We start from the raw sequence: 14,476 nt of genomic DNA, 5'->3' as shown, positions 1-14,476 counted from the left end.
GGGCCGGGTCGGTGTCCGTGTCGCTCTGACCTGGAATAAGTTACGTGAACATTGCGCGACTTACCAAATCGCCTGGTCAAACCGCTTTTCCGGACGACATCAGGGCACCCAGTACTTCACGGCCAGCTCTTCCACAACGGGGTCTCCCTCGGCGGCCTGGTCCAGCAGTGCCAGATCGAGGCCGATGTCGATGAGCCGGGGGTTGTCCCCTTCTGCGTCCCCGAGGGGGCGCCCGCCGTCTTCTCCGCGCTGGCGCAGAATCTTCGCTCGCACCCGCTCCTTCAACGACTCACTCATAGTTCGAGTGTACTGAGCCGGCGACGCTTGAGCGGGGTGCCGAGCAGCGACGATCGGCCTAGTGGTCGTCGTCGCGCCGGCGGAACACGCGCACCGCGGTGGGGATGAGAACGACCAGGGCGCCGACGATCAGAACGATCGAGAAGATCTCCAGGAGCACACCCGCCATCATCCGGCACGCAGCGCAGCGGCGGGCGACTTTTGCCCGGGGCGACCGGACCGCAGAATGCACGTGCGCACGACGACAAAGGCCCTCCATCCGCGTTCGGGATGGAGGGCCTTCGTCGTTCGGAGCTGCCTGCGAGAATCGAACTCGCGACCTTTTCATTACGAGTGAAATGCTCTACCGACTGAGCTAAGGCAGCGTGCCTGACGGCGCGCACGAGTCTAGCGCCTACCCCCCTGCCCAATGCAAACCACCCGTCGTCGCCTACCGGAAGGCCGAGCTCAACCGGGCCGCCATCGCGGCCACCGCGAAGCGCGGCTTGACGTTCTGCGCGAGGACCTCGCGGCACTCGAGGATCGCCTCGATGCAGGTCAGCAGCGCCTCCGGCCGGGCACGCGACGCCAGGTCGGCGGCACGCTCGGCCATGTCGGGATGATTGGCGGTGCCGGAAGCGCCCAGGGAACGTGCCAGCGCATCCCGGTACAGACCGGCCAGATCGATGAGAGCGCGGTCCATGATGTCGCGCTCGGTCCGGGTACGTCGGGACTTCTGGGTGCGTTCGAGGTCCTTGAGGACGCCCGCCGCGCCCCGGAGCGCCCCGGCTGCACCCTTACCGGTGCCTCCGGCGCCGAGAGCGGTCCGAAGTTCCTCGGTCTCCCGTTCGTCGCGCGTGGCGCTGATCTCCTTGGCTTCCGCCTCCGCACGCTGCACCAGCTCGTCCGCAGCGGTGTACGTGGTGGCCGGGCGGAGTACGGCCGCGGCCAGATCCAGCGCACGTCGACGGCTGGTGCGAGCGGTCTCGTCGGTGGCCAGACGTCGGGCCCGCCCCACGTGGCCCCCGCTGATCGACGCAGCCCAGTTCGCGGTCTCGGAGTCGAGTCCGTCGCGTTCGCGCAGCACCCGGGCGATTGCGTCCGTGTTGGGCGTGACGAGCGCGACGTGCCGGCATCGGGAACGCAGGGTCACGGAGATGTCCTGTGGATCGACGGACGGCGCGCACAGGAGGAACACCGTGCGCTCGGGCGGTTCCTCGACGACCTTGAGCAGTGCGTTCGCGGCGCCCTCGGTGAGACGGTCCGCATCCTCGATCACCACTACCTGCCACTGCCCGGTGCTCGGACGACGCGACGCGGTCCTGACGATGTCGCGCATCGCCTTGACACTGATCGTGAGCCCCTCGGGAACGACCCGACGGACGTCGCCGTGGGTACCGGCCATGGTGGTGCTGCACGCGTGGCAGCGACCGCAACCCGGGACATCGGGATCGGTGCACTGCAGGGCAGCGGCGAAGCAGAGCGCCGCGATCGACCGCCCGGAACCGGGAGGGCCGGTGAACAGCCACGAGTGCGTCATCCGGGAACCGGCCCCACCGCCGCGCGCCGCGGTGGCTGCGGCGATCAGTTCGGTCTCCACGTCGCGCTGACCGACGAGACGTTCGAAGACACCGGGCATGGCCTCAGCGTAGCGACCGGCTCCGACGCCGCCGAGGCGTCGGCCGTCCGAAACCTTCAAGACGGTGACGTCACCGCGACCTAGCGTCACCGGTATGACTGCACAACTCGCCCTGGTCGGGCTCGTCGTCGCCGACATGACCCGTTCCTTCGACTGCTATCGACGCCTCGGGCTGGACCTTCCTGCCGGTACCGACGAACCCCACTTCGAAACGACACTCCCAGGTGGGCTCCGCTTGGCATGGGACACCGTCGAGTCGGTCCGGTCCTTCCATCCGGACTTCCGGCCGGGAACGGGTGGCCCTGCGCTCGCCTTCGACTGCGGTTCACCGGCAGGCGTGGATGCGACGTACCGCGACTTGCTGGAGGCGGGATGCACGAGCGCGCTCGAACCGTGGGACGCGTTCTGGAAGCAGCGCTACGCGAGCGTCCACGATCCCGACGGGCACAGCATCGAACTGTTCGCGTCCCTGCCCGGGTGACCGCTCAGCCGAGGAGCGCACCGAGCGTGGTACCGGAGAGGGCGCGGACCTCCCGTGCGAGATGAGCCTGGTCGCTGAAGCCGCACTCGGCCGCGACGTCGGCGAACGGTCGGCCGGTGCGGGCGAGACCGACCGCCCGGCGGAACCGCAGCACTCGTGCCAGCGTCTTCGGTCCGTAGCCGTACGCGCGCAGCGCGTGCCGGTGCAGCCGGCGCACACTCCAGCCCGCCGAGCCCGCCACCTCGGCGACGGACGCGCCGGCACCGAGCTGCGCCGCGATGCCCGTCTCGACGCTGCGGTCGACGCCGTCCAGACGGCGCCGGGTCTCGCGCAGAAGCGCACCGACCGGGTCGGACTCCGCGTCCGACACCAGGCGACGAACGTGTGCGCCGGGCCGGATGTGGTCCAGCGGTACGCGTGCGTCGCGTAACTCGGCCGCGTCCACGCCGAGCACCGCCGGCCCCACGCCGGGGCCGAAACGCACGGCGGTCAGGTCACGGCGGGTACCCAGGTCGGAGAACTGCGCTCGGGTGTCCGGTCCGGCGACGAGGAGGCCGTCCTCGTGCCAGATCAGGTCCGTGCAACCGTCGGGCAGCACGGACGTTCCCGCCGAATCCGCGGTCCTCGTCGCCGTCCACACGAGCACACCGGGTATGCCGGACGCCGCTTCGCGGTACACACGGCGAGGATATGACGCCGTACCCCGGAGGTCACTCCTTCTTGGCGGCGGTCTTCTTCGCAGTCGTCTTCTTGGCCGCGGTCTTCTTCGCTGCCGTCTTCTTCGCGGGGGCCTTCTTCGCAGCGGTCTTCTTGGCGGTCTTCTTCGCCGGACCGCGGGCACGACGATCCGCGAGCAGCTCGGAGGCCCGCTCGTCGGTGATGCTGTCGACCTCGTCGCCCTTGCGGAGGCTCGCGTTGGTCTCGCCGTCCGTGACGTACGGGCCGAAGCGGCCGTCCTTGATCACCATCGGCTTGCCGCTGACCGGATCGGTGCCCAGTTCCCGCAGCGGCGGCGTGGCAGCGGCCTGCCGTCCGCGTCGTTTCGGCTCGGAGTAGATCTTCAGCGCCTCCTCGAGGGTGACGGTGAACATCTGTTCCTCGTTCGCCAGCGACCGCGAGTCGGTGCCCTTCTTCAGGTACGGGCCGTAGCGACCGTTCTGGGCGGTGATCTCCTCACCCGTCGCAGGGTCGACCCCGACGACCCGCGGCAACGACAGCAGCCGCAGTGCGTCCTCGAGCGTCACCGTCGACAGTTCCATCGACTTGAGCAGCGACGCCGTCCGCGGCTTGGGACCGGCCGCCTTCTTGGTGGCCTTCTTCGCCGGTGCCTTCTTCGCAGCCTTCTTCGCCACGGCCGTGGCGGTGGTGGCGGTGCCGCCCGCCGCGGGCGATTCCTCGACCGGGATCGGCGTGATGTCGGGTTCCGGCTCCGGCAGCAACTCTGTCACATACGGACCGAAGCGGCCCTCCCGCGCGACGATCTCGTTGCCGGTGACCGGGTCGGCGCCGAGGACCCGGCCCTCCTGCGGGGTCGAGAACAGCTTCTCCGCATACTCGAGCGTCAGCTCGTCCGGCGGCAGGTCGTCGGGCAGGTTCGCGCGCTGGGAGACCGGTTCCCCGTCGGGCGCGTCGGGATCGGCAACCATCCGCTCGAGGTAGGGGCCGAACCGGCCGACGCGCACGCGGATCTCCCGTCCCTCGGCGTCGTCGAACAACCGGATGGAATTGATCTCGCGGGCGTCGATGTCCTCGAGGTTCTCCCCCACCATCTTCTTCAGGCCGCCCTCGCGCGCCACCGAGTTCTCGGCTCCGTGGGCGCCACCGAAGTAGAAGCTCGACAGCCAGTCGGTGCGCTGCTCGTGACCGCCCGCGATCTCGTCGAGGTCGTCCTCCATGGCAGCGGTGAACCCGTAGTCGACGAGGCGCCCGAAATGCGCCTCGAGGAGCCCGATGACCGCGAACGCCACCCACGACGGGACCAGGGCGCTACCCCGCTTGTAGACGTAGCCGCGGTCGAGGATGGTCTTGATGATCGACGCGTACGTCGACGGCCGGCCGATGCCGAGGTCCTCGAGGGCCTTGATCAGGCTGGCCTCGGTGTAGCGAGCCGGCGGATTGGTCGAGTGACCGTCCGGATCGAGCTTCGTCGCGGTGACGCGCTGCCCCTCGGACAGGTTCGGCAGCCGGGATTCGGCGTCGTCGGACTGGCCGCCGGCTTCCTCGTCGACGCTCTCGACGTACGCCCTCAGGAAGCCGGGGAAGGTGATGGTGCGGCCGGACGACGAGAACGTGCATTCCTCGCCGCTCGCGGCGGTGCCGGTGATGCGCAGCGTCAGGGTCGTGCCCCGCGCGTCGGCCATCTGGGAGGCGACGGTGCGCTGCCAGATGAGTTCGTAGAGGCGGTACTCGTCGGTGTCGAGACGCGAGTGCAGTTCGCCGGGCGTGGCGAACACGTCGCCGGCCGGGCGGATCGCCTCGTGGGCCTCCTGCGCGTTCTTGACCTTGCGGGTGAACTGCCGCGGGGTGGCGTGCACGTACTCCGCGCCGTACAACTCGGTGGCCTGCGCCCGGGCGGCGGCGATCGCGCTCTCGGACAGGGTCGTCGAGTCGGTACGCATGTACGTGATGTAGCCGTTCTCGTACAGGCGCTGGGCGATGCGCATCGTGCGCTCGGACGAGAACCGCAGCTTGCGGCCCGCCTCCTGCTGCAGCGTCGACGTCATGAACGGGGCGTACGGCTTGCGCGTGTACGGCTTGCTCTCGACCGACGTCACCGTCAGGTCCACGCCGTGCAGAGCGTCGGCGAGCCGTCGCGCGTACGCCTCGTCGAGCACGACGACGCCGGTGGACTTCAACTGGCCGTCGGCACCGAAATCGCGGCCGGCGGCGACGCGGGCGCCGTCGACACCGACGAGCCGCGCCCCGAACGATCGGGGGCTCGCGTCGGCGCCGGCGTCGAGGGTGGCGGCGATGTCCCAGTACGTCGCAGACCGGAAAGCCATGCGCTCACGTTCGCGCTGGACGATGACCCGGGTGGCGACGGACTGCACGCGGCCCGCCGACAGCCGCGGCATGACCTTCTTCCACAGCACCGGACTGACCTCGTAGCCGTAGAGGCGATCGAGGATCCGGCGGGTCTCCTGCGCGTCGACCAGGTTGTTGTCGAGGTCGCGGGTGTGCTCCGCGGCGGCTCTGATGGCCGGCTCGGTGATCTCGTGGAACACCATCCGGCGGACCGGGACCTTCGGCTTGAGCGTCTCGAGCAGGTGCCAGGCGATGGCCTCGCCCTCCCGGTCGGGGTCGGTCGCGAGGTACAGCTCGTCGGCGTCCTTCAGCAGCCCCTTCAGCTCGGTGACCTTGGACTTCTTCTCGGGACTGACGACGTACAGCGGCTCGAAACCGTGGTCGACGTTCACGCCGAGGCGGGCCCACGACTCGCCCTTGTACTTGGCCGGCACGTCGGCGGCCCCGCGGGGCAGGTCGCGGATGTGCCCGACGGACGCCTCGACGACGTAGTCGCGGCCCAGGTAGGGCGCGATCTTCTTCGCCTTGGTCGGGGACTCGACGATGACGAGCCGACGCGTGCCCGACGAGCCGTTCGACGTGCTGTTGTCCCGTGCTGCCACAGCGCTGCCGCACCTTCCCTGTTCGCTGACATGTCCCGCTTCTCTGAAGACATGTATACCGACCCGTTCCCCGGACGCGGCCATACACAGGGTCGCACACCTGCAACGGAAGGCCTGTCACGTGTGATGCGGCGCCTACTGCACGCGTGGCCAGATCTGCCGCGCGCGGGGGTCGTCCGGGGGCGCCCCGATGTTCTCGACGAGACGCGTCAATCGCCGTCTCCCGGACACCCGCAGGCCCGGTCCGGCGCCACGGGTGCCGATCAGCGTCGGCGCGATCCCGGCACGCATCAGCGACTGGGCCAGCACCGCGTGGGTGTCCGGGGCGTGCGGATCCAGCCCCAGAACGTAGCGTTCGCCCTCGACCTCGACACGACCGGCCGCGAGCACCCACGCCCGCAGGGCTCGCGAACCCGGCACCCATCCCGCCGGCACCGCCTTCACCGCGCCCCGCGTCCATTCGGCCGCGATCGGGACCAGTTCGGGCAGGGCGGCGGTGCGCACCAGCGGATGTCCCTCGTCCGTGCGGGTCACCTCCGGGGACAGCGCGGCCTGCGCCATCAGTTCCGCGATCGCGTCCGCCCGCCACGGCTCGTCCACGACCACCGAGATCCGCGCGCCGTCGCCGGAGACCACCGCGTGCCCGTGCGCCGCCAGCAGACCACCGAGGTCGGCCGGGTCCGGTGGCATCTCCTCGGCCCCGAAGAACGACAGTTGACTCACTCCCCCGTCCTTCCTTCGCTGCCTCCCGCAGAAACAGATCGTCCCCCATCACCGATGGTGACGGGGGACGATCGAGGCTTCGGTCCTTGCGGACCGAGTCACGTCACGCTCCGGCAGGAGCGTCGACGATCAGAGCGCGCGAACGCCGGTGGCCTGCGGGCCCTTGGTGCCCTGGCCGACCTCGAACTCCACGCGCTGGTTCTCCTCCAGGGTGCGGAAGCCGCTGCCCTGGATTTCCGAGTAGTGGACGAAAACGTCGGCGGAGCCGTCCTCGGGAGCGATGAAGCCGAAGCCCTTCTCCGCGTTGAACCACTTCACAGTGCCCTGTGCCATGCTTTTCCTTCTCTTTCTAACACCGGATGCGGCGGTTCGCGGGCGAGCGAGCCGCCGGGCCGGTTCCGACCGCTGTACTTCTTGATCCCCCCACAGGAAGAGCAAAGCACCGCGCTCGCAACCATCGATCCTGCGAGCCGTGCACTTTCTCAAGTCACCGAACACAGAAGCTGCGACCGATGTCAGTGAACCACGTTCCGGGCGCCGACAACAGTAGGAGGGCGCACAATTCGCCCGAAAATTTGATCTTGTACATACCGACGGTACGATTACTCGTCGGTACGGTTACATCGATGTTAACCCGCGCGCGGGCCGGACACCGACCGAACGCCGGGAACGACGGCCGACTACGCTGGTTTCCCATCCCGACCGCATCCTCCGGAGTACCCGTGTGACCAGCTCGCCGCACCGCCGTCCCGTCGGCGACGGGCCGACGAGCTTCGGCCACGAACTGCTCGAACGAGTTCTCGCGGGCACGCCGGCCTCGGAGCACCCCCTCACCCACAGCGCGGAACTGCCCGCCCGCGACGTGCGGCACACCGACTGGCCGGACTGGGCGTCCGACGCCGTCGTCCGAGCCCTGCGCGCGACGGGCGTGCCCCAGCCGTGGAGCCACCAGAGGGCGGCCGCCGACCTCGCCACCGGCGGGGAGCACGTCGTCGTCTCCACCGGCACCGCCTCGGGCAAGTCCCTCGCCTACCAGTTGCCCGTGCTCACCGCACTCGTCGAGGACCCGCACGCCACCGCGCTGTACCTCTCCCCCACGAAGGCACTCTGTGCGGACCAGTTGCGCGCCGTCACCGACGTGACCACCGCCGAACCCGAACTCGGTCGGGTGCACGCGTGTGCCTACGACGGCGACACCTCCACCGAACTGCGGCAGTGGGCGCGCAGCCACTCGCGATGGATCTTCACCAACCCCGACATGCTGCACATGTCGATGCTGCCCGGGCACGCCCGCTGGTCCCGGTTCTTCCGGCGACTGCGCTACGTCGTGGTCGACGAGTGCCACTCCTATCGCGGCGTCTTCGGCTCCAACGTGGCTCTGGTACTGCGCCGGCTGCGACGGATCGTCGCACGCTACGGCGCCCGACCGGTCTTCGTCCTCGCCTCCGCCACGACCGCCGACCCCGGCGCCGCGGCGTCCCGGCTCGTCGGCGCGCCCTGCCGGGAGGTGACCGAGGACGGCTCCCCGCACGGGCCGCGCACTGTCGCGCTGTGGGAACCGCCACTGCTCGAGCAGGTGACCGGTGAGAACGGCGCCCCGGTGCGCCGCGCCGCCGGAACCGAGGCGGCGCGCATCCTCGCCGACCTCGTCGTCGAAGGTGCCCGCACCCTCGCCTTCGTACGGTCCCGGCGCGGTGCCGAGCTCACCGCGCTCGGCGCGCAGCGGCTGCTCGCCGAGGCCGCCCCCGAACTCGTCGATCGTGTCGCCGCGTACCGCGCCGGCTACCTCGCCGAGGAGCGGCGCGAGCTCGAGGCGGCTCTGGCGGACGGTCGCCTGCTCGGTGCCGCCAGCACCAACGCACTCGAACTCGGCATGGACATCGCCGGCCTCGACGCCGTCGTCGTCGCCGGATTCCCGGGCACCGTCGCGTCGTTCTGGCAGCAGGCCGGCCGGGCCGGCCGCCGCGGCGCGGGATCGCTGGTCGTGCTCGTCGCCCGCGACGATCCCCTCGACACCTACCTCGTGCACCATCCGGCGGCGCTGCTCGACAAGCCCGTCGAGGCGACGGTCACCGATCCCACCAACCCGTACGTGCTCGGTCCGCAACTGCTGTGCGCCGCGCTCGAGCTGCCGCTCACCGATGCCGAGGTCGAGGAGTTCGGTGCGGCCGACGTACTCGCCGCCCTGGCCGCCCAGGGCGCGATCCGGCGGCGCCCGCACGGCTGGTTCGTCACCCCCGACACCCGTCCGCACTCCGACATCGATATCCGCGGCGGCATCGGCACCCAGATCGCCATCGTCGAATCGGACACCGGACGGATGCTCGGCACCGTCGACGGCGGCCGCGCGCCGGCGACCGTGCATCCGGGCGCGGTGTACCTGCACCGCGGCGAGTCGTTCGTCGTCGACGAGTTGCACCTCGACGACGGGATCGCGCTCGTGCACTCCGAGGACCCCGAATGGTCCACGTCCGCACGGGAGATCACCGACATCGTCGTGACCGCCGTGACGGAGCAGCGCTCGCTCGGCCCGGTGACCGTGGCCCTCGTCGAGGTGGAGGTGACCCATCAGGTGGTCTCCTACCTGCGGCGGCTGCCGTCGGGCGAGGTTCTCGACAGCACCGAACTCGACATGCCGTCGCAGTGTCTGCCCACGCGCGCAGTGATGTACACCGTCACCCCCGAACTGCTCGACCGGAGCGGAATCGGACCGGAGCGGGTACCCGGCGCGCTGCACGCCGCCGAGCATGCCGCGATCGGGCTGCTGCCGTTGGTGGCGACGTGCGACCGCTGGGACATCGGCGGTGTGTCCACGGCCGTGCACCCGGACACCGGGCTGCCCACCGTCTTCGTCTACGACGGGCATCCCGGCGGCGCGGGCTTCGCCGACCGCGGTTACGCGCGCCTCGCCGAATGGCTCGGTGCGACCCGCGCGGCCGTGACGGCCTGCGAGTGCGCCGCCGGGTGCCCGTCGTGCGTGTACTCCCCCAAATGCGGCAACGGCAACGACCCGCTCGACAAAGCCGGCGCGATCGCGCTGCTGGGCGCGGTGCTCGACGCCCTCGCCTGACCGACTCACTCGACCGGTCCCGCCCGCGCGATCGCCCGGGCCTGCCGCCCGCCCGGCAGCGACACCGCGGCCTCGACCTCGACGACGGCGTCCCAGCCGTCGACGGTGCACGAACGCACCTGCACCCGCATCCGCGCCGCGATCCGGTTCGCCTCCGCGCAGGCGGTACCCGCCCCGCGGTCGAGTGCGCCGGCCACCGCGAGGGCCGCCAGGTCGGCCGCTCCCTGCGCCCGATGCCGCGTCGCGACCCCCGCACCGATCTGTACGAGCAGCCCGGTGACCGCGATCAGCGCGACCGCAACGAAACACCCCACCACACTCGCGCTTCCCCGATCGTCCCGGAATGTCACTGCGCCACTTCCGGTTCGAACGCCGCCACGGCCTCCGCGGTGAGCGTCACCGCCGGCAGCAGCGGACCGTCCGCTGTCACCGTCGCCACGACGAGGTCCCCGTCGGGGCGCACGGAGATCCGTGCGCCCTCCGGCGCGATCCGCGCCGCCACCTCCACCGCCCGCGCCCCGTCGCCGCGGGCCGTGAGCCGGGCGGCCTCCCGTGCCGCGTCCTGACATCGGAGCTGGCTCGAAACGCACAGCACCGCACCGAGACACAGCACGAGAACGCTCACCAGTGTGGTGAGGGCGATCGCCGCCTCGACGGTCACCCCACCGTCGTCCCCGCTCACACCGCCGTATTCAGTGCGCGCTCGACGATGCCGGTGAGCGCAGTGACGATGTTGTCGCCGGTGACGACCGTGTAGAGCACGGCCCCGAACGCCGCCGCTGCGATCGTGCCGATCGCGTACTCCGCGGTGGACATCCCGTCCTCCGCAGCGACAGCACCGCTCAGCCGTTGCACGATCACACGAATCCCGTTGCCTACCATGGTTCCTCCCCTTCTCCGGCGCGGACCGTCCGCACCGACATCTCACAACAGCCCCTCACCGAGCACGCGGCCCGCGAGCCCGATCACGACGGGCACGATGCCCAGGCACACGAACGCCGGCAGGAAGCACAGGCCCAGGGGGCCGCTGACCAGAACCCCGGCGCGCTCGACGGCTGCAGCCGCCCGGTCCTCCGCTCGTTCGCGCTGCCGTTCCGCCACCTCGGCGACGATGCCCGACAGCGGCGCGCCGGATCGTGCCGATCGCCGCGCGGCGCGGGCGAAGGCCTCCAGCGCCTCCGTCTCGTCGTCGGATCCGTCGGCCGTCGCCTCACCGAGACCGCTCCACGCGTCCGACGGCGCGGCCCCGAGCTCGAGCCGGTCGGCGCCCCGTCGCAGGGCCAGTGCGAGCGCCGGCGGCGCCGAATCGGCCACCGCCCGGGCCGCCGTCGCCGTCGGAAGGCCGGCACGCAGGCAGGCGGCCATCAGGTCGAATGCGGCCGGCACGGCATGCGGGTCGTCCGGGGTGCCGCCGGATCCGGTGGCTCCCCCGGGGGTCGCGGCCCCGGCGGTCCGGCACCGTCGCGTCCGCAGGTCCGGCAGGATCACGAGTGCCGCGGCCAGGCACACCAGCGCTACCGTCACGATGCCGCCCGCGTCGCGATCCGATCGGTCCACAGCAGTCCGGCGCACGCCAGCACGGTGCCCACCACCAGCAGCACCCCGCCGAGACCGTCGCCGAGCAGCACCGACACCGGCGCCGCCCCCATCATCTGCCCGAGCGCCACACCGAGCGCCGGCAAAGCCGCGAGCACCGCCGCCGTCGCGCGGGCCCCCGCCAGGCCCGCCTCGGTGCGTGAGCGCAGACGCATACGACCGGACAGATCCGCTCGTGCGGCCGCGAGGAGTTGCGCCAGCGCCAGCCCGTACCGGTCGGACACCTCCCAGGCCCCGGCGACCCGATCGAGCGACGCGGCGATTCCGGACGGCTCCGTCGCGCGGGCTACCGCACGCAGGCCGTCGGCCGCGCTTCCGCCGAGCCGTGCCCGCGCCGCCGCGACGCGGAAGGCGTCGGCAGTGGGCCCGGTCGTCTCCCGTGCCGCCGTCGCACACGCGTCGGCCGGATGGGTGCCCACCTCCAGCTCGGCGACGACGGTTTCGAGACCGGCGAGCAGGGCCCGCTGTTCGGCGTCACGGGCTCGGTCCCGGCGGCGTCGCCGTACCCGGCGCACGGTGGTGCCCGCGACGATCGCCGCCGCGACGGCCGGCGCGACGCCGACCGACAACACCGGGAGGACGCACAGCACTGCCGTCACCTCCTGCGGCGGTCGCCACGGCCGTCCGGCGACGACTGTCGTGCGCAACGACCGCAGGCGCGGCGCGGCGACCGTCGCCGGTGCGACCAGCAGGGCCGCGGCCAGGCACAAGGTGGTCGCGGTCACGGCGCCTCCCGCCGCCGGAAGAGCTGTTCGAGCCGGTCCATGCCGGCCTGCGTGCCGCGCCCGTGGGTCCACGCGGGTGCGACGACGACCCCCGAGACCTCGTCCCGCTGCACGACACCGATCTCCGTCAGCCGACGGGTGCCGTCGGGGGTGCGGTGCACGTGCAGGACCACCTGCACCGCTGCGACGAGCTGACTGTGCAGGGCGGCGCGGTCCAGGCCGCCGAGCGCGGCGAGGGCTTCGAGCCGCGCCGGCACCTCGTCCGGAGAATTGGCGTGCACGGTGCCCGCACCCCCGTCGTGACCGGTGTTCAGCGCTGTCAGCAGATCCACGACCTCGGCGCCGCGCACCTCACCGACGACGATGCGGTCGGGTCGCATTCGCAGCGCCTGCCGGACGAGATCGCGCACCGCGACCTCCCCGACCCCCTCGACGTTCGCGGCCCGCGCGACGAGCCGCACGACGTGGGGATGGGCGGGCGCCAGTTCCGCCGCGTCCTCGACGCACACGATCCGCTCGCCCGGATCCACGGTGCCGAGCAGCGCCGCGAGCAGGGTGGTCTTGCCCGCCCCCGTACCTCCGACGACGAGGAAGGCGAGCCGGGCGGCGACGATCCGGCGCAGCAACCCGTACGCGTGCGGGTCGACGGCGCCGCGATCGCGCAGCGCGTCGAGTCCCTGGGTGGCGGGCCGCAGCACCCGCAGCGACAGACACGTGCCGCCCTGTGCGACGGGCGCGAGGACGGCATGCAGGCGGACCCCGAATTCGCCGTGCCCGGGCAGCCGGCCGTCGACCCACGGTTGGGCGTCGTCGAGCCGCCGCCCCGCGAACAGCGCGAGGCGCTGGGCCAGTCGCCGCACCGACGCCTCGTCGGGAAAGGCGACGGGAGTGAGCCGCAGCCCGCCGCCGCGGTCGACCCAGACGCGGTCGGGGGCGGTGACGAGTACGTCGGTGACGCCGGGTTCGGCGAGCAGCGCTTCGAGCGGTCCGGCGCCGGACAGCTCGGTCTGCAGGTGCCGCAGGGCCGTGAGCAGATCGAAATCGCCGAGGACACCGCCGGATTCGGCGCGCAACGCGGCGGCGACCCGGTCCGGTGTGGGCTCGCCGGCCTCCGTCGCGAGACGTTCGCGGACCCGGTCGAGCAGCTCGGCGGTGAGGACGGCGCTCATGCTGCCCACCGCGATCCCGGCTCGGGACCGCCCAGCACGTCGAGGACCGACTCGGCGGCGTGGACGAGAGGCGAACGACGTCCGATCCGCAGTCCACCGCGTTCGAGTGTCTCGGCAAGGCCCGGCTGCGCGCGCATCGTGGCGAGCAGCGGCAACCCCACCACCTCGGCGACGTCGCGGCCGCGCAGTCCGCCGGGGGCCGGGCCGCGCACGACGATTCCCTGGTTGGTGTTCTGGTCGGCGACCCAGCCGGCGACCCGTCCCGCGGCGAGGGCGGCACGCACACGGGCGGGGACCACCAGCACGGCCAGGTCGGCGGCCGCCACCATCGCCTCGGCGGCCGGCCCGCGGCTGCGCGGCACGTCGCACACCACCACGTCGCCCGAACGGCGGACGGTGTCGAGCACCGCGGTGACGGCAGCGGGGGCCGGTTCGGACGTGGACTCGCGATCTGCGGACAGCACGCCGAGTCCCGGGAGCCATTCGGGCACCGCGTCCCGCAGGGACCGGGCCGAGAGCCGGCCCCGATCGACGGCGAGGCCGGACCAGCGGACGCCCGGCCGCTCCTCGATTCCGGTGAGGACGTCCAATCCTCCACCCAAGGGATCACCGTCGACGAGGAGTGCCCCCGCACTACGTCGGAAGGCGGCGACGGTCCATGCCAGGGCGGCCGCGAACGTGGAGGCGCCGGCCCCGCCGCAACCGCCGAGTACGGCGACGACGTGTCCACCGCCGGTGTCGGGTTCGGCAGCGGTGCCGAGCACGGTGAGCAGTTCGACTTCGTCGTCGGGCAGGCCGACGACGTGTTCGGCCCCGACGGCGGTGGCCGCCTGCCAATCAGGGAGGTCGGCCCCGCCGGCGGTGACCAGGACGATTCCGCCGCGACGGGGGAGCTGCTGCGCGCAGAGCAGGGCTGCGCTCCGGTCGACCACGACGAGTCCCGCGTCGAGCCAGGTTCTGCGCGGCGGTGGCGTCGCCGCCGCGCCGACGGTGCGGTCGGTGGCGGCCGCCACGCGGTGCAGACTCGCCGTCAGGGCGGGATCGTCGACGAGGGCCAGGACGTCGTTCATGGCGCTCAGCTTGCGGGCCCAGCGGGCCTGCCGGAAGCGGAGACGGAGCGAATCGGCGAATCTGTGGATGAATGCGCCGCCTGTGGATGAACCCTCTCGGC

The 14,476-nt window shown here is 71.8% G+C and carries 15 protein-coding genes and 1 tRNA gene; 2 read left to right on the top strand and 14 right to left on the bottom strand.

All coding sequences use genetic code 11. The features are described 5' to 3' along the window. Nucleotides 1-99: 99 nt before the first annotated feature. The 3 genes from QYS60_RS17275 to QYS60_RS17265 form a co-directional block, all read right to left on the bottom strand. Entirely contained in the window at nucleotides 100-297 is a 198-nt protein-coding gene (locus tag QYS60_RS17275; RefSeq protein ID WP_010595038.1) for a hypothetical protein, read from the bottom strand. A 292-nt stretch (nucleotides 298-589) separates the two neighbouring features. After that, a tRNA-Thr gene (locus tag QYS60_RS17270) sits at nucleotides 590-662 on the bottom strand. A 65-nt stretch (nucleotides 663-727) separates the two neighbouring features. After that, nucleotides 728-1,915 carry a DNA polymerase III subunit delta' gene (locus QYS60_RS17265; RefSeq protein ID WP_003935247.1) on the bottom strand — a complete coding sequence of 396 codons (1,188 nt, stop codon included), beginning with the start codon at nucleotides 1,913-1,915 and terminating at the stop codon, nucleotides 728-730. A gap of 94 nt (nucleotides 1,916-2,009) precedes the next feature. Here QYS60_RS17265 and QYS60_RS17260 point away from each other — a divergent pair, with 94 nt between their 5' ends. After that, complete coding sequence (locus QYS60_RS17260; RefSeq protein ID WP_003935248.1) at nucleotides 2,010-2,396, top strand: VOC family protein; 387 nt, start codon at nucleotides 2,010-2,012, stop codon at nucleotides 2,394-2,396. A 4-nt stretch (nucleotides 2,397-2,400) separates the two neighbouring features. On the opposite strand, the gene QYS60_RS17255 is transcribed toward QYS60_RS17260, so the two are convergent. From QYS60_RS17255 to QYS60_RS17240, 4 genes are all read right to left on the bottom strand, one after another. Continuing rightward, nucleotides 2,401-3,075: a helix-turn-helix transcriptional regulator gene (locus QYS60_RS17255; RefSeq protein WP_054374975.1), complete on the bottom strand. Its 675-nt coding sequence runs from the start codon at nucleotides 3,073-3,075 to the stop codon at nucleotides 2,401-2,403. Nucleotides 3,076-3,106: 31 nt separating this feature from the next. Continuing rightward, on the bottom strand, nucleotides 3,107-6,022 hold the full coding sequence (gene topA / locus QYS60_RS17250; RefSeq protein ID WP_371383745.1) for a type I DNA topoisomerase: 2,916 nt from the start codon (nucleotides 6,020-6,022) through the stop codon (nucleotides 3,107-3,109). Between the two features lie 135 nt (nucleotides 6,023-6,157). Further along, nucleotides 6,158-6,745: a hypothetical protein gene (locus QYS60_RS17245; protein WP_003935251.1), complete on the bottom strand. Its 588-nt coding sequence runs from the start codon at nucleotides 6,743-6,745 to the stop codon at nucleotides 6,158-6,160. A 129-nt stretch (nucleotides 6,746-6,874) separates the two neighbouring features. Beyond that, on the bottom strand, nucleotides 6,875-7,078 hold the full coding sequence (locus tag QYS60_RS17240; protein ID WP_003935252.1) for a cold-shock protein: 204 nt from the start codon (nucleotides 7,076-7,078) through the stop codon (nucleotides 6,875-6,877). A 391-nt stretch (nucleotides 7,079-7,469) separates the two neighbouring features. Here QYS60_RS17240 and QYS60_RS17235 point away from each other — a divergent pair, with 391 nt between their 5' ends. Next, entirely contained in the window at nucleotides 7,470-9,815 is a 2,346-nt protein-coding gene (locus QYS60_RS17235; protein ID WP_371383744.1) for a DEAD/DEAH box helicase, read from the top strand. A gap of 5 nt (nucleotides 9,816-9,820) precedes the next feature. Here the strand turns inward: QYS60_RS17235 and QYS60_RS17230 are convergent, their stop codons facing one another. From QYS60_RS17230 to ssd, 7 genes are read right to left on the bottom strand one after another with little or no spacing between them, the layout of a single operon-like run. Continuing rightward, the gene (locus tag QYS60_RS17230) at nucleotides 9,821-10,165 is read right to left on the bottom strand and encodes an Rv3654c family TadE-like protein (protein WP_371383743.1); all 345 of its coding nucleotides are present in this window, start codon (nucleotides 10,163-10,165) and stop codon (nucleotides 9,821-9,823) included. Further along, entirely contained in the window at nucleotides 10,162-10,476 is a 315-nt protein-coding gene (locus tag QYS60_RS17225; protein ID WP_371383750.1) for a TadE family type IV pilus minor pilin, read from the bottom strand. The genes QYS60_RS17230 and QYS60_RS17225 overlap by 4 nt, the downstream gene beginning before the upstream one ends. A gap of 17 nt (nucleotides 10,477-10,493) precedes the next feature. Next, nucleotides 10,494-10,697 (bottom strand): DUF4244 domain-containing protein, encoded by a 204-nt coding sequence (locus QYS60_RS17220; RefSeq protein ID WP_003935256.1) that lies wholly within the window; start codon nucleotides 10,695-10,697, stop codon nucleotides 10,494-10,496. Between the two features lie 42 nt (nucleotides 10,698-10,739). After that, a complete protein-coding gene (locus QYS60_RS17215) occupies nucleotides 10,740-11,372 on the bottom strand; it encodes a type II secretion system F family protein (RefSeq protein ID WP_371383749.1) in 633 nt (210 codons plus the stop codon). Continuing rightward, nucleotides 11,336-12,136 carry a secretion protein F gene (locus QYS60_RS17210; RefSeq protein WP_371383742.1) on the bottom strand — a complete coding sequence of 267 codons (801 nt, stop codon included), beginning with the start codon at nucleotides 12,134-12,136 and terminating at the stop codon, nucleotides 11,336-11,338. The genes QYS60_RS17215 and QYS60_RS17210 overlap by 37 nt, the downstream gene beginning before the upstream one ends. Then, nucleotides 12,133-13,305 (bottom strand): TadA family conjugal transfer-associated ATPase, encoded by a 1,173-nt coding sequence (locus QYS60_RS17205; protein ID WP_371383741.1) that lies wholly within the window; start codon nucleotides 13,303-13,305, stop codon nucleotides 12,133-12,135. Before QYS60_RS17205 ends, QYS60_RS17210 begins: the two co-directional genes overlap by 4 nt. Continuing rightward, the gene (ssd, locus tag QYS60_RS17200; RefSeq protein ID WP_371383740.1) at nucleotides 13,302-14,375 is read right to left on the bottom strand and encodes a septum site-determining protein Ssd; all 1,074 of its coding nucleotides are present in this window, start codon (nucleotides 14,373-14,375) and stop codon (nucleotides 13,302-13,304) included. The genes QYS60_RS17205 and ssd overlap by 4 nt, the downstream gene beginning before the upstream one ends. Between the last annotated feature and the right edge of the window lie 101 nt (nucleotides 14,376-14,476).

Origin of the sequence: Rhodococcus sp. GXMU-t2271 (assembly GCF_041414735.1) — a bacterium.
GTDB classification, from domain to species: Bacteria; Actinomycetota; Actinomycetes; order Mycobacteriales; family Mycobacteriaceae; genus Rhodococcus; species Rhodococcus indonesiensis.
This window is presented reverse-complemented; position numbering and strand designations above follow the sequence as displayed.